Consider the following 23,035-nt stretch of genomic DNA (forward strand, 5'->3'; position numbering starts at 1 on the left):
GGCTACTTCAGCCAATCGGCGAGCTTCGCCTTGCGTACGTCCCTAAGCAGGCTGACGAAACCATCAGCCTGATGTTCCGCTGTCAGCCGACCTTTTTCAGCCGTGGCAATGCTGGCGTCGCCGACCACGCCGTTCGGGTTGAGATCGCTGGCGATCCAGGCGAAGGCGTGGGTGCCGGTGTGCCGCAGCAGCGCGAATTCCTTCTCGGCCTTGGCGACATTGGACACGAAATTGTCGGCCCTGGCCATGTCGACGATATCCGGCCGGAAATGCAGCATCAGCGAGGTCTCGACGTCGCCGCCATGGATGCCGTGGCGGTCCTCGAGTTCGGTGTACATGCCGGCCGGGCGGCCGAAGCGTTGCCAACTGGTCTTCACCGCCAGCATCTTTTCGCGCACCCGCAATTCGCGCGTGACGATGCCCATGATCTCCTCGTTGCCGCCATGCGAGTTGACGACGACCAGCTTGCGCACGCCTGCCCGCGCAATCGACACGCCAAGCTCGGTCCAGGCGTCCGCCAGCGTCGTTGCCGGCAAAGTAAGCGTGCCCGGCGCGTGAAGATGCTCGTTCGATTTGCCCACCGCCTGGACCGGAAGGATGCGGATGTCGAGATCGTCGGGCAGGCGGGCGATCACCGTGTCGAGCATGCCGTTCATGATCGAGGTGTCGGTCGAGACAGGCAGATGCGGTCCATGCTGCTCGATCGCCGCCACCGGCAGTACGGCGATCGTCGCTTCGGGATCGATCGAGGCATATTCGGTGGTCCGATAGTCACCCCACCACACACGTCTTTTTGCTACGGTCATGTCATGCCTCTTCGATGAACGGTGAGACCTAGCGCGAGATACACGGCGTGTCGATCACCCGGCCGCGATGGCCTCGACCTCGACCTTGAATTCAGGCCGGGCAAATCCGCTGACGATCATCAGGGTCGAGGCCGGCGCGGGGTTCGAAAAAAGCCGGTCGCGAACATCCATATAGGGTCTCAGATGCGCGCGGTCGGTGACATAGGCGTTGATGCGAACGATATCGCCGAGCCCCAGCCCCGCCTCGCCGAGGATCGCGGCGATGTTCTTGAAGCAAAGCTCGGCCTGGGCGCCGGCGTCTTCGGGGATCTGGTCGTCCGCCGTGATCGCGACCTGGCCTGAACACAACACCAGCCGCTTGCCCGGGGGCACTTCGACGCCGTGACTGTAGCGGGCAAAAGGCGGCTTGATCGACTTCGGGGTGAGGAACTTGAACATGGCAATCTCCTGGATACCGCCAGCCTAAGACTGGATTCATCACAGCTTCAAGATGGCGGTGCATGTCGCCGGTGCGATTGTGGACAGGCGTTTAAAAAATAGGCACGATGCCTCCGGTGCAGCACGACCTTTCCGGCGTTCGCAGATGGCTGTGGTGCAGGCGGGCGGGTCCCGGCGCGAGACGCCGGTGGCATGTGTCTTGCTTCTTGAATCTCTGGTGTCGAGCCTGGCGCGTGGCGCGCCGGAGCAAACAAAGGGTGGTGGTGTCGATGTACGGAAAACTGAAGATGTCGGTAGCGGCGGTGGCCGTGCTTGCAGCGAGCACGCTTGGTGCCGCGGCAAATGAAAAAGTCACCTTCGGCACCAACTGGCTAGCCGAGCCGGAACATGGCGGCTACTACCAGGCCGTGGCCGACGGCACCTATGCCGCCTGCGGCCTCGACGTCACCATCATGCAGGGTGGCCCGCAGGTCAGCGGCCGGCCGATGCTCCTGGCCGGCAAGATCGATTTCTACATGGGCGGCAACCTGCTGTCGGCCTTCGACGCCGTCCAGCAAGGCATTCCGATGCGCGTGGTGGCGGCGGACTTCCAGAAGGATCCGCAGGTCATCATGTCCCATCCCGGCGAGGGGCTGGACAAATGGGAGGACCTGAAGAACGCCGAGCAGTACATTCTGGGTGACGAGGGCGCGCAGACCTTCTTCCAGTGGATGATCATCGAGCTCGGCTTCGACGCGGCCAAGCGCGTGCCCTACACCTACAACACTGCTCCCTTCCTCGCCAACAAGAAGTCGATCCAGCAAGGCTATGTCACGTCCGAGCCGTTCGCGGTCAAAAAGGAAGGCGGCTTCGTGCCCAACCAGTTCCTGCTCGCCGACTATGGCTGGGACACCTATTCGACGACGATCGAGGTGATGCAGGACACGATCGACAAGAAGCCGGAGGTGGTCCAGTGCTTCGTCGATGGCTCGGCCAAGGGCTGGTACAAATATCTCTACGGCGACAACAAGGCCGCCAACGACATGATCAAGAAAGACAATCCTGACATGACGGATGAGCAGATCGCTTTCTCGATCGAGCAGATGAAGAAGTTCGGCCTAGCCGATTCCGGCGACACCGAGAAGCTCGGCATCGGCGCCATGAACGAGGCGCGGATCAAGAGTTTTTACGACAAGATGGTCAAGGCCAAGGTCACGCCCGCCGGCATCGACATCACGAAAGCCTACACGCTGGCCTTCGTCAACAAGGGCGTCGGGCTCGAGCTGAAGAAATAGGCCGTCCCAGCATGATGCGGGAACAGGTAGCGCAGGCGCCGGCGAACGGGTCCGACACGGCTCCGGCATTGTTGGCGCTGCGGGGCGTCGGCAAGGTCTTTTCCAATGGCGTGACGGCGCTCGCCGACGTCGACCTGACGATCCGGGAAGGGGATTTCCTCAGCCTGCTCGGGCCGTCCGGCTGCGGCAAGTCGACGGCGCTGCGGCTGATCGCTGGCCTGTCAACGCCGACCTCCGGCATGCTCGACTGGCGTGCGGGCGGTTCGCTCGACCGCTCGAACATCGGCTTCGTGTTCCAGGAGCCGACATTGCTGCCCTGGGCCAGCGTTTTCGACAATGTCTGGCTGCCGCTTAGGCTGAAGGGCGTCAGCCGCGCCAAGGCGGCACCGGTGGTGACCGAGATGCTGGCAAGGGTTCATCTCACCGGTTTCGAGAACGCGGTGCCGCGCGAACTGTCGGGCGGCATGAAGATGCGCGTCTCGATCGCACGGGCCCTGGTGACCAAACCGCGCGTGCTTTTGATGGATGAGCCGTTCGCGGCCCTCGACGAAATCACCCGCTTCAAGCTCAACAACGATCTGCTGGAGTTGTGGCAGGACGAGCGCTTCACCGTCGTCTTCGTCACGCATAGCGTCTTCGAAAGCGTGTTTTTGTCCAACAGGGTTGTCGTGATGGCGGCGCGGCCAGGCAGGATCTTCGACGAGCTTGCCATCGATGCGGCCTATCCGCGCGACGAGGCCTTTCGCACCTCCCCCGATTATGCGGCGCTGTGCCGGCAGACGTCCGACGTGCTGGCCAAGGCCATCAATTCAATTGCAGGCTCGCATCATGACGACCCTTGACGGTGCATTGAAACTCGACCCCGAGGAAGCACGCCGCGCGCGCCAGGAGCGGCTCGAGCGGATCGGCCGCTGGGTTCTGCCGCTGGCGATCATGATCCTGGCGATCTGGCTGTGGGACCGTATCTGCGTGTGGAATGAAATTCCGCAATACATCCTGCCGCGTCCCGGTGTGGTGCTGGCAACGCTCTACAACGACGCCGGCCTGCTGTTCTCCGCACTGCTGGTCACCTTGCGCATCACCTTCCTCAGTCTGCTCCTTGCCGTCATCGGCGGCGTCGGGCTGGCGGTGCTGTTCGCGCAGTCGAAATGGGTGGAGATGTCGTTCTTTCCCTTCGCCATCGTGCTGCAGGTGACGCCGATCGTGGCCATCTTCCCGCTGATCAACATCTATGTCGACAACCAGACGACCAAGCTTCTGCTCTGCGCCTGGATCGTCGCCTTCTTTCCGATCCTCTCCAACACCACCCTCGGCCTGAACTCGGTCGACCGCAATCTGCGCGACCTGTTCAAGCTCAACGGCGCAACGCGCTGGCAGCAATTGCGCTATCTCAGGCTGCCGGCGGCGATGCCGTATTTTCTCGGCGGGCTGAAGATCGCCGGCGGCCTGTCGCTGATCGGCGCGGTGGTGGCCGAGTTCGTCGCCGGCGCCACCGGCCAGTCTTCGGGCCTCGCCTCGCGCATCATCGAGGCCGGCTACCGGCTGAACGCGCCCAGGCTGTTCGCGGCGCTGTTCCTGATCTCGCTGACCGGCATCCTGATCTTCCTCGTGCTGTCGCTGATTTCGCATCTCATCTTACGGCGCTGGCACGAGAGCGCGCTGAAGCAGGAGCGGTAGCGCCTTGATTCCGAACACAGGTTCATACCGGCTCGCCAACGCACGCGTTCATCGGTCCGTCACGCCTGGCCTTGCCGCGCCCTTCGACGGCGACGGTTTCGCACTTGCCGACATCGCGGTGGGCGACGGCAAGATTTCCAGCATTGCTGTTCCTGGCAGATCGAACGCACCTGCCGATGCGATCGACCTCGGCGGGCGGATTCTGCTGCCGTGCTTCATCGATTGCCACACCCATATCGACAAGGGCCATATTTGGCCGCGAAAACCCAATCCTGACGGCACTTTCATCGGCGCGCTGAATGCCACAGGTGCCGACCGCACTGACCGCTGGAGTGCCGAGGACGTGGCGCGGCGCATGGATTTCTCGCTGCGCTGCGCCTACGCGCATGGCACCAAAGCACTGCGCACGCATCTGGACAGTGTCCCGCCGCAGGAGGAAATCTCCTGGCCGGTGTTCGAGACGATGCGCGAGAGGTGGCGCGGCCGCATCGAGTTGCAGGGCGCCTGCCTGATTGGCGTCGAGGGCGTGCGCGACAAGAATTGGTTCGACAGGCTGGCCAAAAGGGTGGCCGCCGCCAAGGGCGTGCTTGGCGTCGTCACCTACATGGTGCCGGATCTGGAAGAACTGCTCGACCATGTCTTCTTCCAAGCCGTCAAGCATGGCCTCGATCTCGATTTCCATGCCGACGAGACCGACGACGTCGCGGCGATCTCGCTGAAGAAGATCGCCGAGGCGTCGCTATGGAGCGGCTTCGAGGGCAAGATCCTCGTCGGCCACTGCTGTTCGCTGGCGCGCCAGCCGGACCTCGACGTGCTGGACACTCTGGACAAGGTGGCGAAAGCCGGGCTGGCGATCGTTTCGCTGCCGATGTGCAATCTTTATCTGCAGGACCGGCGGCGCGATCAAACCACGCCCCGCTGGCGTGGGGTGACGCTGCTGCACGAGATGAAGGCGAGGGGCATTCCGGTCGCGGTCGCTTCCGACAATACCCGCGATCCGTTCTATGCCTATGGCGATCTCGACATGCTGGAGGTCTACCGCATGGCGACGCGCATCCTGCATTTCGATCATCCGGTCGCCGATTGGCCGCAGGCCGTCACGGCAACGCCGGCTGATGTGATGCGGCTCGATGGTTTCGGCACGCTTGCCGCCGGCGGGGATGCCGATTTCATTGTCTTCAAGGGCCGCAGCTGGACGGAATTGCTGTCGCGGCCCGAATCGGATCGCATCGTCGTGCGCGCCGGGCGCGCAATCGACCGGCAATTGCCCGACTATGCCGAACTCGACGAGCTGATGGTGGACTGATGGATATCGCCGCGCTGAAACGCGATCTCGACGGGATAAAACTCGACGACAATCCGGCCATCGTCCAGCAGAAAAGCCGCGATTTCTACTGGTACAGCCCGGTGCTGAAGCAGCAGCTCGATCACGTCACCGGCGACCTGGTCGTGACACCCAAGAACGAGGCCGAGCTGATCCGCGTGCTTGCCGCCTGCCACCGGCATGGCGTGCCGGTGACGCCGCGCGGCAGCGGCACAGGCAATTACGGCCAGGCGATGCCGCTCTCGGGCGGCGTGGTGCTCAACCTCGCCGAGATGAACGAGATCAAGTCGATCGCGCCGGGGCGCGTGGTGACCGGGCCGGGCGCGGTGCTGGCCGACATCGACAAGGCAACGCGGGCGCATTCAGGGCAGGAACTGCGGCTCTCACCCTCGACCTACAACACCGCCTCGATCGGCGGCTTCATCGCGGGCGGTTCGGGCGGCGTCGGTTCGATCAATTTCGGCGGCTTGCGTGATTTCGGCAATGTGCTGCGCCTGCGCGTGGTAACCATGGAGGCCGAGCCGAGGGCGCTCGAACTCACCGGCGAGGATCTGCACAAGGTGACCCACGCCTACGGCACCAACGGTATCATCACCGAAGTCGAGATGCCGCTGACCGCGGCCTATGAGTGGATCGACATCATTGTCGGCTACGACGCCTTCATGAATGCGGCGCGCTACGGCAACGCGCTGGCCTGCCAGGACGGCATCCTGACCAAGCTGATCACGCAGATCGCGGCACCGGTGCCGCAGCTCTATTTCAAACGGCACCAGAAATTCCTGAAGGATGGGCAGAGCATCTGCGTCGTCATGGTGGCGCGGCATGGGCTGGACGCCTTTCTCGCTTTCACGCGGCGGGCTGGAGGCGAGGTGATCTTCAACGCCGCGACGGCGACGCCGGAGGAGAAGAAGGGTCTGCCGCCGGCCTATGAACTGGCCTGGAACCACACAACGCTCAGGGCGCTGCGGGTCGACCCCGACATCACCTATCTGCAGTCGCTCTATCCCTTTCCCAACCAGCTGGCGCTGGTCGAGAAAATGGACGCGATGTTTCCAGGCGAAGTGTTCTCGCATCTGGAGTTCGTGCGGCTGGACGGCAACATCACCTGCTTCGGCCTGCCGCTGGTCAAGTTCACCACCGAGGCGCGGCTCGACGAGATCATCCGCCTGCATGAGGAGAATGGCTGCCCGATCTTCAACCCGCATCGTTACACGCTGGAAGAGGGCGGCATGAAGCAGACCGATGCGGTGCAACTCGCCTTCAAGCGCGAGACCGACCCGCAAGGACTGCTCAATCCCGGCAAGATGATCGCCTGGGAGAACCCGGATTATGACTACCGTTCGGGCCGGACTTTTCTGTTCAAGGGGCTGCAGAGGACGGGATGAGGAGAGGTTCGCGCTTGAACACCCCCCTCTGGCCTTCCGGCCCGGGCCCTTCGCTGTCGCTTCGGGCGTTCGTCGCTCGGAAAGCCAAGAAATCGGCTTCCCGTCCGCTGCGCGGACCACTCCTCACCCCCCTCAAGGGGGGAGATTGGCAGCTTAAGCGCTGCCGCCAACCTGCCGCGCTGACAATTGGCGAAAGCAGGGAGATAATCCGATCTCCCCCCTTGCGGGGGAGATGCCCGGCAGGGCAGAGGGGGGTGCCTCGCGCTGACCCAGGCAATGCTTCGCCATGAACATCCTCGTCGTCCACGCCCATCCGGTCGAAACCAGCTTCAATGCCGGCCTGCACCGGACGATCGTCGAGCGACTGACGGCTGCCGGTCATGCGATTGACGACTGCGACCTCTATGCAGAGGATTTCGATCCGCGGCTCTCTCGCCAGGAGCGGCTGGATTACCACAATCCGCGCGGCTCCGCCGACCCTGCGGCGCCGTATGTCGAACGCCTGCTGCGCGCCGATGCGCTGGTGCTTTCCTATCCGGTCTGGAACTACGGCTTTCCGGCAATCCTGAAAGGGTTCTTCGACCGCGTCTTCCTGCCCGGCGTGTCGTTCAAGCTGGTCGACGGCAAGGCGCAGCCGTCGCTGCACAAAATCAGGAAGATCGCGGCGGTCACCACCTATGGCGGCAGCCGGTTCCGCGCCATGCTGATGGGTGACCCGCCGCGCAAACTGGTCCAGCGCATGCTGCGCGCCACAGTCAAGCCGGGCGCTTCGGTTTCCTACCTGGCGCATTATTCGATGAACATTTCGAGCGACGAGACGCGCAAGGCGTTCTTGGCCAAGGTCACGGCCAGCATGGACAGATTCTGATGCGCGCGCTGGTGGTTTATTGCCATCCGGTGCCGGAGAGTTTTTGCGCCGCTATCCGCGACACCGCCGTGGAGGTGCTGACGCGAAAGGGCTGGGACGTGCGGCTGCTCGACCTCTATGCCGAGAAGTTCGATCCGGTGATGAGCTGCGAGGAACGGCGTTTCTACAACAACCAGGCGCCGCAGGACCTTGCCCTGAAGCCGCATTTCGAGCTGCTCAACTGGGCCGAGGCGATCCTCTTCGTCTATCCGACCTGGTGGTACGGGCTGCCGGCGATGCTGAAGGGTTGGCTCGACCGGGTGTGGGCGACGGACGTCGCCTTCAAGCTGCCGGCCGGCAAGGGGCGGATCAAGTCGCTGATGCGGCATGTGACCAAGGTCGGCGTCATCACCACCTGCGGCGCGCCGACATGGTGGAGCGTCGTCGTCGGCCAGCCCGGGCGCAAGACCTTGCTGCGCGGCATGCGCGCGCTGTGCGCCACGCGCTGCCGGACTTTCTTCATGGCGCACTATCTGATGGACGCCTCGACGCCGAAGACGAGAGCCGCGTTTCTGGCGAAGGTGCGGGCAAAGCTGGAGCGGTTTTGAGGGGGCGAACTGCCCTTCTCCCCTTGTGGGAGAAGGGAAAACCGCGCTACATCTTCACCCGTTCCGATTTCGGATCATACATCGGCTTCAGCGATGCCTCTGCCGCAAACCGCTCGCCGGCGATCTCGACCTCATAGGACGAGGCCAGCACATCCGCCTCGGTCTCGTCCTGGCAGGGCACATAGCCCAGCCCGATCGCGCCGCCGAGATGGTGGCCGTAATTGCCTGAGGTGATCGGACCGACGATCTTGCCGTCGCGCAGGATCGCCTCGTTGTGGAAGAGCAGCGGTTGCGGGTCCTTCAGCCGGAACTGGACCAGCCGGCGGCTCAATCCGGCTTCCTTCTTCTTCAACACCGCGTCGCGGCCGATGAAATCGCCCTTGGCCGTCTTCACCGCGAAGCCGAGGCCGGCTTCCAGCACATTGTCCTCGTCGTTGATGTCGTGACCGAAATGGCGGAAAGCCTTTTCGATGCGGCAGGAATCGAGCGTATGCAGCCCGCACAGCTTGAGGCCGACATCGGCGCCGGCCGCTTCGATGGCTTCAAAGACGTGGGCCGCCTGGTCGGTCGAGACATAGAGCTCCCAGCCGAGTTCACCGACATAGGTGACGCGATGGGCGCGGGCGAGTCCCATGCCGATTTCGATCTCCTGGAAGGTGCCGAACGGGTTGTTCTCGTTGGAGAAGTCATTCGGGCTGACCTTCTGGATCAGTTTTCGCGCATCCGGGCCCATCAGGCAGAGCACGCTTTCGGCAGCGGTTACATCGGTGATGACGACAAACGCCTCATCGACGTGCCGGCGTAGCCAGGCGAGGTCGCGCTGCAGCGCGGCGCCGGGCACGACGAGGAAATAGGCGGTGTCCGACAGGCGCGACACCGTGAGATCGCTCTCGATGCCGCCGCGCCGGTTGAGCATCTGCGTGTAGACGATCTTGCCCGGCGCCACGTCTATGTTGTTGGCGCAGAGTTTTTGCAGGAACGCGCAGGCGTCGCGGCCCTCGACGCGGATCTTGCCGAACGAGGTCATGTCGAACAGGCCGACCTTGTTGCGGACGGCGAGGTGCTCCTCGCGCTGGTTGTCGAACCAGTTCTGCCGCTTCCAGGAATAGCGGTACTCGCGCTCCTGTCCCTCGCGCGCGAACCAGTTGGCGCGCTCCCAGCCGGCGACCTCGCCGAACACGGCGCCGCGCGCCTTCAGATGCTCATGCAGGGGTGAACGGCGCACGCCGCGCGATGTCGCCATCTGGCGATAGGGGAAATGGTCGGCATAGAGCAGGCCGAGCGTTTCGGAGACGCGCTCCTTGAGGTAACGGCGGTTCTTCTGGAAAGGCTGGGCGCGGCGGATGTCGACTTCCCACAGGTCGAACGGTGCCTCGCCGTCGTTGATCCACTGTGCCAGCGCCATGCCGGCGCCGCCTGACGAGACGATGCCGATCGAATTGTAGCCGGTCGCCATCCAGTAGCCACGCAGTTCCGGCGCCTCGCCGAGATAGTAGCGGTCGTCGGGCGTAAAACTCTCGGGGCCGTTGAAGAAGGTGTGGATGCCGGCGGTCGCCAGCATCGGCATGCGGTTTACGCCCATTTCCAGGATCGGCTCGAAATGGTCCATGTCCTCGGGCAGTTGATCGAAGCAGAAGTCCTCGCGGATGCCGTCCATGCCCCAGGGCTTGGCCACCGGCTCGAAGGCGCCGAGCATCATCTTGCCGGCGTCTTCCTTGTAATAGGCGCACTCGTCGGGCACGCGCAGCACCGGCAGGCGGCTCAGCCCCGGGATCGGCTCGGTGACGAGGTAAAAATGCTCGCAGGCGTGCAGCGGGATGGTGACGCCGTTCTGGGCGCCCAGTTCGCGCGCCCACATGCCGGCGCAGTTGACGACGATGTCGGCCTCGATCGTGCCTTGCTCTTCGCCCTGCGCCCAGGACACGCCGGTGACGCGGCCCGCCTTGGTGTGGACCTTGGTGACCTTCACATTCTCCACGATGGTGGCGCCGCGTTGGCGCGCGCCCTTCGCCAGCGCCATGGCGATGTTGGCGGGGTCGCACTGGCCATCAAGCGGCAGATGCACGGCGCCGACGACGTCGGACACATTGAGATGCGGGTACATCTCCTTGACTTCCCTGGGCGAAATCTCGCGCACGTCGACATCGAAGGCGCGGGCGAGTGACGCCTGACGATAGATCTCGTGCTTGCGCTCCTCGGTCAGCGCGACGGTGATCGAGCCGACTTGGCGCATGCCGGTGCCGACCTCGGTCTCGGCTTCCAGCTTGACGTAGAGGTCGGCCGAATATTTCGCCAGCCGCGTCATGTTCTGCGAGCCGCGCAACTGGCCGATCAGGCCGGCGGCATGCCATGTCGTGCCCGAGGTCAGCTGCTTGCGCTCCAGAAGGACGATGTCGGTCCAGCCGAGCTTGGCCAGGTGATAGGCGACCGAGCAGCCCGAAACGCCGCCGCCGATGATGACGGCCCTTGCCTTGGCGGGAATGGTTCTGGGGGAAGGGATGTTCATGCGGCCTCGCGGCGGTAGCTGGAGACAAAGCGGCGCAGCCGGAGTGCTGCTTCCCGCAAGACGGGTTCCGGCTGGCACAGGCTGACGCGGATATGGCCTGCCGCGGCCTCGCCGAAGCTGGAGCCGGGCATGACGCCGACCTTCTCCTTGTCGAGGAAGGCGAAAGCGAATTTCTCGTCGTCGGATTCGACGGCCGATATGTCGAGCATGACATACATGCCGCCTTCGGAGCCGCGCACGCCGACATCGTTCATGCCTCGCACGGCGTCGAGCAGGACGGCGCGTCGCGCCGCATAGCGTTCGGCGATTTCCTTCACGCCATAACCCTTCTCCAGCGCCTCGGTGCAAGCGATCGAGATGAAGGCCGGGAGGCCGTAGGTCGTCACCAGATTGAGGTTGGTCAGCAGCGAGATCATCTCGCTGGGGCCGGTCAGCCAGCCCATGCGCCAACCGGTCATGCCATGGCTCTTGGACATGGAATTGATGACCAGCGTGCGCTCGGCCATGCCGGGCAGGGAACGCGGCGAGATGTGCTCGCCACCGCCGAGCGTCCAGTAGACTTCGTCGGACAGCAGCCACAAATCGTGCTCGCGGCAGACCTCGGCCAGCTGTTCCAACCGTTCGCGCGAATAGACGGCTCCGGTCGGGTTGTTCGGCGTGTTGATCAGGATGGCGCGCGTATTCGGCCGAAGTGCCGCCCGGATCATGTCGGCGCGGGGCTGGAAACCGTCCTCGGCCGGCGTCTCGACAACCGTGAAGGTCGCGCCCGCGGCGCTGAAGGTGTTGGGGTAGGTCGCGTAGTATGGCGCGACCACGATGGCGTGGTCGCCCGGATCGAGCACGGCCTGCACGGCGGCGTAGAGCGCCGCCTGGCCGCCCGGCGTGGCGATGACCTGGTCCGGCGTCGTCCCGACGCCCGTGCAGGCGACCGAGGCCGCCGCCATCGCCTTGCGCAGGCGCGGCAGGCCGGGCAAAGGGGTATAGTGGTGATTGCTGCCGCGAACCGCGGTCACGCAGGCCTCGATCGTTTCGGAAGGTGTGTCGAAATCGTGATCGCCGACCGACAGCATGATGATGTCCTCGCCGGCTTCCTTGCGGGCCCACGCGGCGAAATGGACTTCCCAGCCATCCTTGCCCGACGGCACGATGCCTGAAATGCGCGATGATGGTTTTGGCATCAGGCTCTCAACCTTTCGTTTTTCGGATCCCACAAAGGCTCATCGTTCTGCACGACCGCCTTGAAACGGTCGCCGAAGATCTCGATCTCCACGGCGGTGCCGGGCTCCGCCAGATCGGCACGCAGCATGCCGAGCGCGATCGACTTGCCGACGCGATGACCCCAGCCGCCCGACGTCGTCTCGCCGACGATCTGGCCTTCACGCCACAGCGTCGACATGTAGGGCGCGTCGCAATCGCCGGGGTTTTCCACCACCAGCGTGACGAAGCGCTTCCTGACGCCCTGCTGTTTCTCGTTCTGCAGCGCTGCCTTGCCGCGGAACTCGGGCTTGTCCCATTTGACGAACCGCTCGAGCCCGCCTTGCAGGATCGAATAGTCGGTCGAAAGGTCGCCCTTCCAGGTGCGGTAGCCCTTTTCGAGCCGCAGCGAATCCAGCGCGTACATGCCGAATGGTTTCAGGCCGTGCGGCTGTCCCGCCGCGCAGATGGTGTCGAAAACGGCGGCGGTGTCGTCGACCCTGGTGTGGATTTCCCAGCCGAGTTCGCCGGCGAAGGAGACGCGGACCAGCTTCGCCCAGCGCCCGGCGATCTTGGTTTCCTGATGCGTGAGCCACGGCAAGGTCAGGTCGGCCTCACAGACGGCGGCGAGGATTTCCCGCGACTTGGGTCCGGCCAGGATTTGGGTGGAGAATTCCTCGGTCCGGTCGATCAGCTTGAAAGTCGCATCCACGGGCATGTGCGATTTCAGCCATTCGAAATCATGCCATTGCGCCACCGCCGCGGTGATCAGCGTCATGGATTCCTCGCCGTGGCGCACCACCGACATTTCGGTGACGATGCGGCCCTTGTCGTCGGAGAAATAGACGAGACCGATGCGGCCGGGCTTCGGCACGAGGCCGGTCACTTGCCGGCTAAGCCATTCGGCGGCGCCCGGACCTTCGAGGTTGAAGCGCGAAAAACCCGGCAGGTCGAGGATGCCGGCGGCGTCGCGGACGGCCAGGCATTCCTCGCGCACGCGGTGCTGCCACGGCCCGTCGCGACGGAAGGTGAGCGTTGCTTCCTCCGAGACGTCGTCGCCATCCTGCGCATACCAGGTGGCGCGCTCCCAGCCATTATAGGCGTCGAAGCGCGCGCCGAACGCCTTCATGCGATCATGGATCGGCGACAATTTCCTGTCGCGTCCCGCCGGCCAGGCATGGCGCGGAAACTGGATGGCGTATTCGTTGCCGTAGATCTCCATGCCTTTGGCAACGCAGTAATCCGGAGCCGAAGCGAAGGACGTGAAGCGGCGCGGGTCGCAAGACCACATGTCCCATTCGGTCCGGCCTTGCGTGACCCATTCGGCCAACACCTTGCCTGCACCGCCGCCTTGCGCGATGCCGAAGGTGAAGACGCAGGCCTCGAACGCATTGGGGACGCCCGGCATCGGCCCGATCAGCGGATTGCCGTCCGGCGCATAGGGGATCGGGCCGTTGATGACCTTGGACAGGCCGGCGGTGCCCAGGATCGGCACGCGGGCGACGGCGTCGGCCAGATAATGTTCCAGCCGGTCGAGATCGTCGGGGAAAAGCTGGAAGGAAAAATCCTCCGGCATCGGATCGTTGTGACCCGCCCAATGCGCGCGGCAATTGCGCTCATAGGGGCCGAGATTCATGCCGTTCTTTTCCTGGCGCAGATAGTAGGAAGTGTCGACGTCACGCAGCAGCGGCAGCTTCCTGCCCTGTTCCTTCGACCATGCGGCGAGTTCGGGGATCTCCTCGAACAATATGTACTGATGGCTCATCACCATCATCGGCACCTCGCGGCCGAACATTTTTCCAACTTCGGCGGCACGGTAGCCGGCGGCGTTGACGACGATCTCGCAGCGGATCTCGCCTTGCGGCGTCACGACCACCCATTCGTCCCTTTCGCGGCGCACGCCTGTCACCGGGCAGAAGCGTATGATCCGGGCACCCATGTCGCGCGCGCCCTTGGCCAGCGCCTGGGTCAGCTGCGCCGGGTCTATGTCGCCGTCGCTCGGGTCGTAGAGGGCGCCTTCCAGCTCATGCGTCTCGATGAAGGGATAGCGGCGCTTGATCTCGTCCGTGCCGACGATATCGATGTCCATGCCCTGGTAGCGGCCCATGCCCTTGGCGCGCTGGAACTCCTGCATGCGCTCTTGCGTGTGGGCAAGCCGCAGGGAGCCAGTGACATGGTAGTTCATGGGATAGTCGACGGCCTCGGCCAGCCCGCGATAGAGCTCGGTCGAATAGCGCTGCATGTTCATCAGCGACCAGGACGAGGAGAAGGTCGGCACATTACCGGCGGCATGCCAGGTCGAGCCGGAGGTGAGTTCATTCTTTTCCAGGAGAACGCAGTCGGTCCAGCCCGCCTTGGCGAGATGGTACAGAGAGGAGGCGCCAACGACACCGCCTCCGATGATCACCACGCGTGCCGTGCTCGGCAAACCGGCCATGTTCTTCTCCAACCCTTGGTCCAATTTCATTCAATAAACTGGCGGCGAAACCACCCAGATGACGACCGCCGGCTCCAATCCCGGATTGCGCCAGCGGAAAGGCTTGCCCTCGAAGCGAAAGGAATCGCCTTCGCCGAGCCGGTGCCATGTCCCCGATATTTCGATGTCGAACGTCCCCGACACGACATATCCAGCCTCTTCGGTTGGCCGGCGCGCCTCGCTCTTGAGCCCAGCGCCCGGCGCGAAGACGGAACGCAGCATCTCGAAGCTACCGCCGAGATCAGGCGACAGAAGCTCCTCCATGAGGCCGGATTCGCTTGTGCCAAGGGTGCGGCGGCTGCCGGCCCGCACGACCGCGCCGCGCTCGCTTTCGATGGGAACGTCGTGGCCGAAGAACAGGCTGACCGGTACGCCGAACAGTTCGCCAAAGGCCCTGAGATCACTGAGCGACGGTGTCGACAGGCCGCGTTCGACCTGGCTGACCCAGCCGACCGACCGGCCGAGTTTCAGGGCGATCTCGGCGAGCGTCAGCCCACGCGCCTTGCGCAACGCCCTGATGTCGCTGGCCAGCAATCGCTCGTAATTTCCCTGCAATGCTTTCGCTGTAGCTGGAGGCAAACCGCGTCCTCGTGAAAAAATCCGATTAAATTTCATGAGATGCCGGTGCGGTGAAAAAATCAAGCGGATTTTCACAGGTGCACAAGAATTGCTTGCGCGATTTTGGCGGTTCATGCAAAGGCTCGGCCGCGAACGGCGAGTGGGGACGTCCGATCGGGACACAGGGTAAGGGACGGCCCATGCTTGAAAAGAAGGCTCGAATCACGGCCGATGCCGAGATCGTCGACGACGCGATCGTATCGCGCCGGTCGGTGCGCGCTTTTCTGCCCGACATGGTCGACGACAATACGATCCGCGACATACTGGCGGTCGCGGCACGCGCCCCTTCCGGCACCAACATGCAGCCATGGCGGGTCTATGTCACCAAGGGCGACACCAAGCAGCGGATATCGGATGCCATCCTGAATTCCGGCATCCGTGCCGAAAAGGCAGACTGGGACGAATATCGCTATTATCCCACGCAGTTCTTCGAACCCTACCTGACCCGCCGCCGCGCCAACGGTTTCGGGCTCTACGGCGCGCTCGGCATCGGTCGCCGCGAGGTCGACAAGATGCGTGCCCAGCACGACCGCAACTTCGTCTTCTTCGACGCGCCGGTCGGCATGATCTTCACCATCGACCGCCGGCTCAACCAGGGTTCCTGGATCGACTACGGCATGTTCCTGCAGAACATCATGGTTGCCGCGCGGGGCAGGGGCTTGCACACCTGTCCGCAGGCGGCGTTCGCGCCCTATCACCGGCAGATCAGGCCGGTGCTCGGCATTCCCGACGAGGAGATCGTCGTCTGCGGCATGGCGCTCGGTTATGAAGATACGTCGAAGCCCGAAAACGCCTTCCGAACCGACCGCGTGCCGCTGGAGGAATGGGTGACGTTCAGCGGGTAGGCCGCTGCTGCGCTGCGACATCCGCTATTCCGTGTTCATCTGGGCGCCATGGCCGCTGACATGGGCGCCATCCTGCGGCGTCAGCTTGAGATAGGCTGATAGCGCGCACAGCGTGATGACACCCTCGATCACGAACAGTATCCGGAAGTCATTGGCGACGGCCGGACCGCCGCCGGCCAGAAACGATAGTGCCGCGGCGGCGAGGCCGACGCTGATCGCCACCGCCAGCTGCCACAATATGTAATAGAGCGCGCTGAAGCGGGCGAGCTGCTCGGGCGCGATATCGGAATAGGCAAGATTGCCGGTTGACGCCCATTGCGCGGAACGGAAGACGCCGAAGATGAAGATGTAGGCAAGCACGATCCACACCGGTGTGGTCGCCTGCATCAGGGCAAAGCCCGCAACCATGGCCGCGACGACGGGCGTGTTGAAAACCAGCACGCGGCGGAAACCGAAGCGGTTGAGCAGGCGAGGCATGAAGACACGCATGACCACCGACCCGACCGCGGCGACGAAGGTCAGCGATCCCGCCTGTACCGCGCTCATGCCGAAGCCGAGCTGGAACATCAGCGGCAGCAGGAAGACGACGGAGCTGAGGCCGATCGTGTCCAGACCGCCGCCGGTGAGGAAGGAGATGCGGAAGGTGCGGATGCGCAGGAGCTTGAGGTCGAGCAAGGGATTGCGCACGCGCAGGCAATAGAACGAGGCGACCGTCAGGATGACCAGCGCTAGGGCAAGCTCGGCCGCGATCACGCCGGCGGCCGCATCTTTCGCCGCCAGCGAATCCATGCCGAAGACAAGCAGGACCATGCCGCTGCCGACCAGCAGGAAGCCCGGGAAATCGAACGGTGTGCGCACGGGTTTGGTCACCGTCGGAAACAGCGAGGCGGCAAGGACAGCCGCGGCCAGCGCGAAGGGCACGTTGATGAAGAAGATCCAGCGCCAGGAAATGTAAGTGGTCAGCGCGCCGCCGACGAGCGGACCGACGAGCGGGCCGGACTGGCCGGCCAGCGAGATATACATGTTGATCTTCAGCGTCCGGCTTCGAGGGAAGGTCGACAGGATGACGACCTGACCGAGCGTGCCCATCAGCGCGCCGCCGAAGCCCTGCAGCGCGCGGGCGCCGACCAGCGTCCAGATGTTGTCGGACAGGCCGCACAGCGCCGACGAGGCGGCGAATACCAGCAGCGCAAAGCAGTAGACGTTGCGCAGGCCGAAGCGGTCGGCAGCCCAACCGCCGAGCGGCATCGAGATGATCAGGCTGGCGACGTAGACCGTGATCAGCAGGCCAAGCTGGCTCGGTGGACGGCCAAGGCTTTCGCTGATGCCGGGCAGCGCCGTCACCACGACATTCTGGTCGAGACTGGTCATGAACACGCCGCAGGCGACCGTCAGCGGCAGCAGGAGCAGGGCTCTGGCTGGCACATCGGCGCGATCGGTGACGCCGGCGGATATTTCTGCGGTCATGGAGATATTCGAACCAAACGGATGCGCGGATTCTGGAGACGGGTTTTGTTACCCTTCGGACCGGCTTGACGGCCATATCACGCCATTATGGCGGCCGCCGGCGCATTGCTGTAGCGTCAGAGCCGGCCGGCCTTGATGCCAGAATCCCTCGAGGCGCGCCTACTGGACCTCGTAGCCGACTTCCTCGCTGGCGTGACACAGCGCCTTCCAGAAGGAGCGCGCGAAAGAGCGGAAGACGTAGATGTCGAACTGGTCGCCGCCGGTGCGTTGGATCTGGGCGAAGACATCGTGATGGGTGGTCGAGCGGCCGGCGCCGAGCGGGAAGGCAGGCAGCGCGAAATCGATGGCGAAGAACTTCGCCAGCACCCATTCGGCCTTCGGTCCGGCGATGCGGATCGCGCTGCGGCCATGCGAAAGATCGGTCACCGTGCCGATGGCGGGGGTCACCACGCCCGCGAAAGCCGCGGCCAGCCCCTCGGCTTCGTCGGCTACGGTGAACTTTCCCGGTGCGAAACCGAATGCCGATTTGGCGCCATTGGTGGCGCCACCGCCGGCACCGTCGGGCAGCGCAAGCCCGGTGACGGCGCGGATGCATGATATCAGTTTCTTCTCTTCGCCCGGCCAGGCGGCGAGCTGCACGATCGAGCCCGGTCTCGTCTCGGTCAGGATGACCTCGACACCATGTTCGAAATTGCCGTGCGAGCCGACATGGAATTCCGGTTCCAGCGGTGAAAGGCGCTCAACCATGCATGCGGCTCCCGTCCGGATCGTAGAAGTGGTTGGAAACGATCTCGACCGGTCCGAACCGGTTGCGCAGCGGATCGGAGACATGGGCGCGCGAGCCGTGCCTGGCCTTGCCGCCTTTGACCAGCGCCAGCGCGATGTGCTTGCCGAGCGCCGGCGAATAGCAGCATGCCGTGATGTGGCCGATGGAGCCGTGCGGGTTGGACTCGTCAAGCTCCTCGACGATATGCGCGCCGCCGTTGAGCGGCCTGTTGTCGAGCGCGACCAGGCCGACAAGTTCCAGCCGGTCGGGCGAGATGAGGCCCTCGCGGTCCATCATCGCCGAGCCGATAAACGGTTTCTTCTTCGACAGCATCCAGTCGAGATGCAGGTCGCGCGCCGTGGTGCGGCCGTCGATCTCGGCGCCCGTCACATGGCCTTTCTCGATGCGCATCGTGCCCAGCGCTTCCAGTCCGTAGGTTGCCAGGCCGAACGGCTTGCCGGCCTCGACAAGCGTTTCCCAGACATGGGTGCCATGGTCGGCGCCGCAATAGACCTCGAACGCCATTTCGCCGGAGAAGGACAGCCGGCAGATCATCACCGGCACGCCAGCGATCTGGCCATGCACGATGCCCATGAACGGCAGCGCCGCATTGTCGACAGCGGTGCCGGCGACGCAGCCGGCCAGGATCTGCCTGGCTTTCGGCCCGCCGATCGCAGCGCCCGCCCACTGGTCGGTCACGGAGGTGACATGAACCTTGAGCTCCGGCCAGACCACATCGAGAAAATATTCCAGATGCTGCATCACCTTGCCGGCATTGGCCGTGGTGGTGGTCATCAGGAAATCCCGTTCGCCGAGCCGCCATGTGGTGCCGTCGTCGAAGGCCAGCCCGTCCTCGCGCAGCATCAGTCCGTAGCGCGCCTTGCCCACGGCCAACGTGGAAAACATGTTGGTGTAGACACGGTCGAGGAATTCGGCCGCGTCCGGACCCTGCACCGCGATCTTGCCGAGCGTCGAGACATCGACGATGCCGGCGCTTTCGCGCGTTGCCCTGGCCTCGCGTACATAGGCCTGCTCGATCGTCTCGCCGGCAAGGCCGTAGATCATCGGCCGGTACCACAGGCCGGCGGAATACATGGTCGCGCCATTGGCCAGGTGCCAGTCATGCATCGGCGTCAGCCGTTCGGGCTTGAGGTCGCCGAAGCGCTCCGCTGCCAGTGATCCGATCGAAACCGGTGCAAAGGGCGCCCGGAAGCGTGTCGTGCCGACTTCCGGGATCGGCTTGCCGAGCGCCTCGGCCATGATGGCCAGGCCGGGGACGTTGGAATTCTTGCCCTGGTCGGTCGCCATGCCGAGCGTGGTGTAGCGTTTCAGATGCTCGACCGAGACGAAGCCTTCGCGGTGCGCCAGCCGCACGTCCTCCGACGTCACGTCGTGCTGGAAGTCGACGAAGCTCTTGCCGCTGGCCCTGATCTCGAACACCGGCGCCGGATCGGGATCGCAAGCTACGGCTTCGACCGGGGGCAGTGCGGCCGGCGTGGCTTGCGCGCCTGCCGCGGCAAGGCCCGCGGCGCGGCCCTCGATCATTGCTTCGGCCGTGGAAAAGCTGCCGGTGAAGGCGCCGGCGCCAATCCAGTTCTGCGTCGGCTTCGGCGGCAGGAAGGCTTGTCGGGCGGCATTCCACTGCGCCTTGCCGCCGGCCTGGCTGGCCAGATGGATGGTTGGCGACCAGCCGCCCGACATCAAGAGGCAGTCGGCATGGATGCTGCGGGCGTCGCCGGTGAGCGTGCCGTTGGTCATGTCGAAGCGCTGCAGCTTGACGCCGGAGAGCGCCTTGCCGCCCTCAGTGGCGATCACGGCATGGCCGGGAAAGATCTCGGCTTCGGTCTCCTCGGCCAGCTTGCGCATTTCGCCCGAAAGCTCGGGACGGACATCGACAATCGCGGCAATCCTTGCGCCGGCCTTCTTCAGCGCCAGGGCGCAGCGATAGGCGCTGTCATTGTTGGTGAACAGCGCGACCGTCTGCCCCGCCAGCACGCCGAATTCGTTGGCGTAGCGCTCCGCGGCATGCGCCAGCATCACGCCCGGGCGGTCATTGCCCGGAAATACGAGCGGCCGTTCGAAAGCGCCGGTGGCCAAGACCACCGATCGGGCGCGGATCGCCCAATAGCGATGGCGCGGTTCGCCCTTGCCGGGTGTCTCCTTGTGATCGGTGACGCGCTCAAGGGCGGCAAGCGTATTGCTGTCGTAGTAGCCCCAGACCGTGGTGCGCGGCAGAAGCCGGACGTTGTCGTAACCCTCGAGCTGGGCCACGGTTCGCCTGGCCCAGTCGGCCGCCGGCAGGTCATCGATCGTCTCGTTCGACCAGTTGGCAGAGCCGCCGAAACGCGGATCGAGTTCGGCAAGCATGACGCGCGCGCCCTGATCAGCAGCGGCCTTGGCGGCCGTCAGCCCGGCAGGGCCGGAGCCGACCACCAGCACGTCGCAAAAGGCGTTCATGCGCTCATAGCGCGCCGGGTCGGCGGTGGAACCGGCCCGGCCGAGGCCGGCGGCGCGGCGGATGAAATGCTCGCAGAACATCCAGAAGCGCGTGCCCTTCAGCGGACCGATCACCGGACCCATGAAGGTCTTGTAGTAGAAGCCGGCCGATAGGAGCTTGCCGCCGAGCTGGTTGACGGCGCTGACGTCCCAGGCCAGCGACGGAAAACGGTTCTGGCTGACGGCGACCAGCCCGTCATGAAGCTCGACCATGGTCGCCGCGACGTTGGGCTCGCGGACCTCGCCCTTCAGCACCGTCACCAGTGCGTTCGGCTCTTCCACGCCTGCTGTCAGGAGGCCGCGCGGGCGGTGGTATTTGAACGAGCGCCCGTAAAGCGTGACGCCGTTGGCCAGCAGCGCCGAAGCCAGCGTATCGCCGGCATGGCCGGTGTAGGGCGTGCCATCAAAGGTGAAGCGGATGGTCTTCAGCCGGTCGATGCGGCCGCCGGTCTCGGTCCGGCGCGGGCTCACGATCTGCCCTCCGCCTTGCGCCGCGCGACCGGACCGTGATCGCCGCGTGCGAAGGCGACGCTGGAAATCTCATGCGTCAGCGTGTTGCGCACGACCCTGAGATGCGCGCGACAGCCGCCGGAATGCTGCCAGATCTCGTTGTGGTCTCCGGCCGGGTTCAGCCGGTCATAGACATAGGCGTTCCAGGCTTCGAAGTTCTGCGAGGCGGGGTCGGGACGCTCGCGGTTGCCGTCACCCTGGTAGGTGAACTCGATGACGTCGCGCGGGCCGCAATAGGGACAAGTGATCAACATCGGATATTCCTGGTGCAGCCTTGCTTGGTGAAGCCTTGCTTGGAGAGATATTGTTCAGTGCAGTCTGGGATTGGCGCCCTGGCCTTTGTCGTCGATCACCAGGCCGCGATGGAAGCGGTCGAGCGTGAAGGGGGCGTTGAGGTCATGCGGCTCGTCCTTGGCGATGGTCCAGGCAAAGCACCAGCCGGAGGCGGGCGTCGCCTTGAAGCCGCCATAGCACCAGCCGCAGTTGAGATACATGCCGGGCAGGGGCCCGGTGGTGATGATGGGCGAGCCGTCCATCGACATGTCGCAGACGCCGCCCCAGGAGCGCAGCATGCGCACGCGGGCAAGCCCCGGGAACAGCGCCAGCATCTCGCTCATCACCTCGTCGACGATGGGCAGGTTGCCGCGCTGGGCGTAGCTGTTGTAGCCGTCGATGTCGCCGCCGTAGACGAGGCCGCCCTTGTCCGATTGCGACATGTAGAAATGGCCCATGCCGAACGTGACGACCGTATCGATGAAGGGCTTCAGCGATTCGGTGACGAAGGCCTGCAGCACATGGCTCTCGATCGGCATCGTCTCGATGCCGGCAAGCTGCATCACCCGGCCGGTGCTGCCGGCCACCGCGACCGCCACCTTCTTGGCGCGGATGTCGCCGCGTGATGTGGTGACGCCGGTGATGCGGTCGCCGTCGCGCAGGAAGCCGGTGACCTCGCAATTCTCGATGATGTCGACGCCGCGCCGGTCGGCGCCGCGCGCATAGCCCCAGGCCACGGCGTCGTGGCGGGCGGTGCCGGCGCGCCGCTGCATCAGGCCGCCGACCACGGGGAAGCGTGCATCACTGGAAATATCGAGCGCGGGGATCAGGCGCTTGATTTGCGCCGGCGTCATCAGTTCGGCGTCGACACCGAGATGGCGCATGGCGTTGCCGCGCCGTGCATAGTCGTCGAACTGGGCCGGCGTGTGCGCCAGGTTCAGGCAGCCGCGCTGCGAGAACATGACGTTGTAGTTGAGATCGTGCGACAGGTTCTCCCACAGCTTCATCGAATGCTCGTAGAAGCGGGTGTTGGCGGGCAGCAGATAGTTGGAGCGCACGGCGGTGGTGTTGCGGCCGACATTGCCGGAGCCGAGCCAGCCTTTCTCCAGCACCGCGACATTGGTGATGCCGTGTTCCTTGGCGAGATAATAGGCGGTCGACAACCCGTGCCCGCCGCCACCGATGATGATGACGTCGTAGGATGCCTTCGGGTCCGGCTTGCGCCAGGCCGGCTTCCAGTCCTTGTTTCCCTTGAGCGCATTCGCGAGCAGCGAAAGGGCCGAGTACTCTGCCATGGATATGATGTCCGTTTCGGGCGATGCGGCAGACTATAGAGCAGGCCGCACGCGCAAAGCCAATATTGCGCCATCGCCTTTCGACTGGCCGACGCTCCGGCCACCGCCAGATCAGCGCAGGTGCGGTCGGATCAGGGCAAACGAATCCGGGTTAACGGGTTCCTTCGACGGTACGCTGTTGATGGAGCATTGAACGGAAAACCCGCCTGTGCGGCGGGTCGTTGGCGCAA

The 23,035-nt window shown here is 64.4% G+C and carries 19 protein-coding genes; 8 read left to right on the forward strand and 11 right to left on the reverse strand.

What is annotated here, in order from left to right:
* Positions 1 to 2: 2 nt before the first annotated feature.
* Together FJ953_RS04070 and FJ953_RS04075 are read right to left on the reverse strand one after the other, a co-directional pair.
* The gene (locus tag FJ953_RS04070; protein WP_140623227.1) at positions 3 to 806 is read right to left on the reverse strand and encodes a creatininase family protein; all 804 of its coding nucleotides are present in this window, start codon (positions 804 to 806) and stop codon (positions 3 to 5) included.
* Positions 807 to 860: 54 nt separating this feature from the next.
* Complete coding sequence (locus tag FJ953_RS04075) at positions 861 to 1,244, reverse strand: RidA family protein (RefSeq protein ID WP_140495610.1); 384 nt, start codon at positions 1,242 to 1,244, stop codon at positions 861 to 863.
* A gap of 269 nt (positions 1,245 to 1,513) precedes the next feature.
* Here FJ953_RS04075 and FJ953_RS04080 point away from each other — a divergent pair, with 269 nt between their 5' ends.
* From FJ953_RS04080 to FJ953_RS04110, 7 genes are all read left to right on the forward strand, one after another.
* On the forward strand, positions 1,514 to 2,518 hold the full coding sequence (locus FJ953_RS04080) for an ABC transporter substrate-binding protein (RefSeq protein WP_140495611.1): 1,005 nt from the start codon (positions 1,514 to 1,516) through the stop codon (positions 2,516 to 2,518).
* A gap of 11 nt (positions 2,519 to 2,529) precedes the next feature.
* On the forward strand, positions 2,530 to 3,360 hold the full coding sequence (locus tag FJ953_RS04085; RefSeq protein WP_140623229.1) for an ABC transporter ATP-binding protein: 831 nt from the start codon (positions 2,530 to 2,532) through the stop codon (positions 3,358 to 3,360).
* Complete coding sequence (locus FJ953_RS04090; protein ID WP_140516383.1) at positions 3,347 to 4,195, forward strand: ABC transporter permease; 849 nt, start codon at positions 3,347 to 3,349, stop codon at positions 4,193 to 4,195. Before FJ953_RS04085 ends, FJ953_RS04090 begins: the two co-directional genes overlap by 14 nt.
* 4 nt (positions 4,196 to 4,199) lie before the next feature.
* Positions 4,200 to 5,501, forward strand: a complete 1,302-nt coding sequence (locus FJ953_RS04095; protein WP_140623230.1) for a cytosine deaminase — start codon at positions 4,200 to 4,202, stop codon at positions 5,499 to 5,501.
* A complete protein-coding gene (locus tag FJ953_RS04100; protein WP_140623232.1) occupies positions 5,501 to 6,904 on the forward strand; it encodes an FAD-binding oxidoreductase in 1,404 nt (467 codons plus the stop codon). Before FJ953_RS04095 ends, FJ953_RS04100 begins: the two co-directional genes overlap by 1 nt.
* Positions 6,905 to 7,190: 286 nt before the next feature.
* Positions 7,191 to 7,772, forward strand: a complete 582-nt coding sequence (locus FJ953_RS04105; RefSeq protein ID WP_140623234.1) for an NAD(P)H-dependent oxidoreductase — start codon at positions 7,191 to 7,193, stop codon at positions 7,770 to 7,772.
* Positions 7,772 to 8,359, forward strand: a complete 588-nt coding sequence (locus FJ953_RS04110; RefSeq protein WP_140623236.1) for an NAD(P)H-dependent oxidoreductase — start codon at positions 7,772 to 7,774, stop codon at positions 8,357 to 8,359. The genes FJ953_RS04105 and FJ953_RS04110 overlap by 1 nt, the downstream gene beginning before the upstream one ends.
* Positions 8,360 to 8,405: 46 nt before the next feature.
* Here FJ953_RS04110 and FJ953_RS04115 read toward each other — a convergent pair whose 3' ends face one another.
* From FJ953_RS04115 to FJ953_RS04130, 4 genes are read right to left on the reverse strand one after another with little or no spacing between them, the layout of a single operon-like run.
* Positions 8,406 to 10,865 (reverse strand): FAD-dependent oxidoreductase, encoded by a 2,460-nt coding sequence (locus FJ953_RS04115; RefSeq protein WP_140623238.1) that lies wholly within the window; start codon positions 10,863 to 10,865, stop codon positions 8,406 to 8,408.
* Positions 10,862 to 12,043, reverse strand: a complete 1,182-nt coding sequence (locus tag FJ953_RS04120) for a pyridoxal phosphate-dependent aminotransferase (protein ID WP_140495619.1) — start codon at positions 12,041 to 12,043, stop codon at positions 10,862 to 10,864. The genes FJ953_RS04115 and FJ953_RS04120 overlap by 4 nt, the downstream gene beginning before the upstream one ends.
* A complete protein-coding gene (locus tag FJ953_RS04125) occupies positions 12,043 to 14,496 on the reverse strand; it encodes an FAD-dependent oxidoreductase (protein WP_140623240.1) in 2,454 nt (817 codons plus the stop codon). Before FJ953_RS04125 ends, FJ953_RS04120 begins: the two co-directional genes overlap by 1 nt.
* Before the next feature lie 30 nt (positions 14,497 to 14,526).
* Complete coding sequence (locus FJ953_RS04130) at positions 14,527 to 15,069, reverse strand: XRE family transcriptional regulator (RefSeq protein ID WP_246674701.1); 543 nt, start codon at positions 15,067 to 15,069, stop codon at positions 14,527 to 14,529.
* A 224-nt stretch (positions 15,070 to 15,293) separates the two neighbouring features.
* On the opposite strand from FJ953_RS04130, the gene FJ953_RS04135 reads away from it, so the two are divergent.
* Positions 15,294 to 15,998 carry a nitroreductase gene (locus FJ953_RS04135; protein ID WP_181171549.1) on the forward strand — a complete coding sequence of 235 codons (705 nt, stop codon included), beginning with the start codon at positions 15,294 to 15,296 and terminating at the stop codon, positions 15,996 to 15,998.
* 24 nt (positions 15,999 to 16,022) lie between these two features.
* Here the strand turns inward: FJ953_RS04135 and FJ953_RS04140 are convergent, their stop codons facing one another.
* From FJ953_RS04140 to FJ953_RS04160, 5 genes are all read right to left on the reverse strand, one after another.
* A complete protein-coding gene (locus FJ953_RS04140) occupies positions 16,023 to 17,465 on the reverse strand; it encodes an MFS transporter (protein ID WP_140623246.1) in 1,443 nt (480 codons plus the stop codon).
* Between the two features lie 159 nt (positions 17,466 to 17,624).
* Positions 17,625 to 18,212 carry a sarcosine oxidase subunit gamma gene (locus FJ953_RS04145; protein WP_140564167.1) on the reverse strand — a complete coding sequence of 196 codons (588 nt, stop codon included), beginning with the start codon at positions 18,210 to 18,212 and terminating at the stop codon, positions 17,625 to 17,627.
* A complete protein-coding gene (locus FJ953_RS04150) occupies positions 18,205 to 21,198 on the reverse strand; it encodes a sarcosine oxidase subunit alpha (protein WP_140623248.1) in 2,994 nt (997 codons plus the stop codon). The genes FJ953_RS04145 and FJ953_RS04150 overlap by 8 nt, the downstream gene beginning before the upstream one ends.
* A complete protein-coding gene (locus FJ953_RS04155) occupies positions 21,195 to 21,491 on the reverse strand; it encodes a sarcosine oxidase subunit delta (RefSeq protein ID WP_140516363.1) in 297 nt (98 codons plus the stop codon). Before FJ953_RS04155 ends, FJ953_RS04150 begins: the two co-directional genes overlap by 4 nt.
* 54 nt (positions 21,492 to 21,545) lie before the next feature.
* A complete protein-coding gene (locus FJ953_RS04160) occupies positions 21,546 to 22,805 on the reverse strand; it encodes a sarcosine oxidase subunit beta (protein WP_140495627.1) in 1,260 nt (419 codons plus the stop codon).
* Positions 22,806 to 23,035: the final 230 nt, after the last annotated feature.

Source organism: Mesorhizobium sp. B2-3-6 (genome assembly GCF_006442305.1).
Classification (GTDB): Bacteria; Pseudomonadota; Alphaproteobacteria; order Rhizobiales; family Rhizobiaceae; genus Mesorhizobium.

What these genes read in the sequence shown, in the direction of transcription:
- FJ953_RS04070 (WP_140623227.1), bottom strand. Translation starts at nt 806, where the DNA reads ATGACCGTAGCAAAAAGACGTGTGTGGTGGGGTGACTATCGGACCACC.
- FJ953_RS04075 (WP_140495610.1), bottom strand. Translation starts at nt 1,244, where the DNA reads ATGTTCAAGTTCCTCACCCCGAAGTCGATCAAGCCGCCTTTTGCCCGC.
- FJ953_RS04080 (WP_140495611.1), top strand. Translation starts at nt 1,514, where the DNA reads ATGTACGGAAAACTGAAGATGTCGGTAGCGGCGGTGGCCGTGCTTGCA.
- FJ953_RS04085 (WP_140623229.1), top strand. Translation starts at nt 2,530, where the DNA reads ATGATGCGGGAACAGGTAGCGCAGGCGCCGGCGAACGGGTCCGACACG.
- FJ953_RS04090 (WP_140516383.1), top strand. Translation starts at nt 3,347, where the DNA reads ATGACGACCCTTGACGGTGCATTGAAACTCGACCCCGAGGAAGCACGC.
- FJ953_RS04100 (WP_140623232.1), top strand. Translation starts at nt 5,501, where the DNA reads ATGGATATCGCCGCGCTGAAACGCGATCTCGACGGGATAAAACTCGAC.
- FJ953_RS04105 (WP_140623234.1), top strand. Translation starts at nt 7,191, where the DNA reads ATGAACATCCTCGTCGTCCACGCCCATCCGGTCGAAACCAGCTTCAAT.
- FJ953_RS04110 (WP_140623236.1), top strand. Translation starts at nt 7,772, where the DNA reads ATGCGCGCGCTGGTGGTTTATTGCCATCCGGTGCCGGAGAGTTTTTGC.
- FJ953_RS04115 (WP_140623238.1), bottom strand. Translation starts at nt 10,865, where the DNA reads ATGAACATCCCTTCCCCCAGAACCATTCCCGCCAAGGCAAGGGCCGTC.
- FJ953_RS04120 (WP_140495619.1), bottom strand. Translation starts at nt 12,043, where the DNA reads ATGCCAAAACCATCATCGCGCATTTCAGGCATCGTGCCGTCGGGCAAG.
- FJ953_RS04125 (WP_140623240.1), bottom strand. Translation starts at nt 14,496, where the DNA reads ATGGCCGGTTTGCCGAGCACGGCACGCGTGGTGATCATCGGAGGCGGT.
- FJ953_RS04135 (WP_181171549.1), top strand. Translation starts at nt 15,294, where the DNA reads ATGCTTGAAAAGAAGGCTCGAATCACGGCCGATGCCGAGATCGTCGAC.
- FJ953_RS04140 (WP_140623246.1), bottom strand. Translation starts at nt 17,465, where the DNA reads ATGACCGCAGAAATATCCGCCGGCGTCACCGATCGCGCCGATGTGCCA.
- FJ953_RS04145 (WP_140564167.1), bottom strand. Translation starts at nt 18,212, where the DNA reads ATGGTTGAGCGCCTTTCACCGCTGGAACCGGAATTCCATGTCGGCTCG.
- FJ953_RS04155 (WP_140516363.1), bottom strand. Translation starts at nt 21,491, where the DNA reads ATGTTGATCACTTGTCCCTATTGCGGCCCGCGCGACGTCATCGAGTTC.
- FJ953_RS04160 (WP_140495627.1), bottom strand. Translation starts at nt 22,805, where the DNA reads ATGGCAGAGTACTCGGCCCTTTCGCTGCTCGCGAATGCGCTCAAGGGA.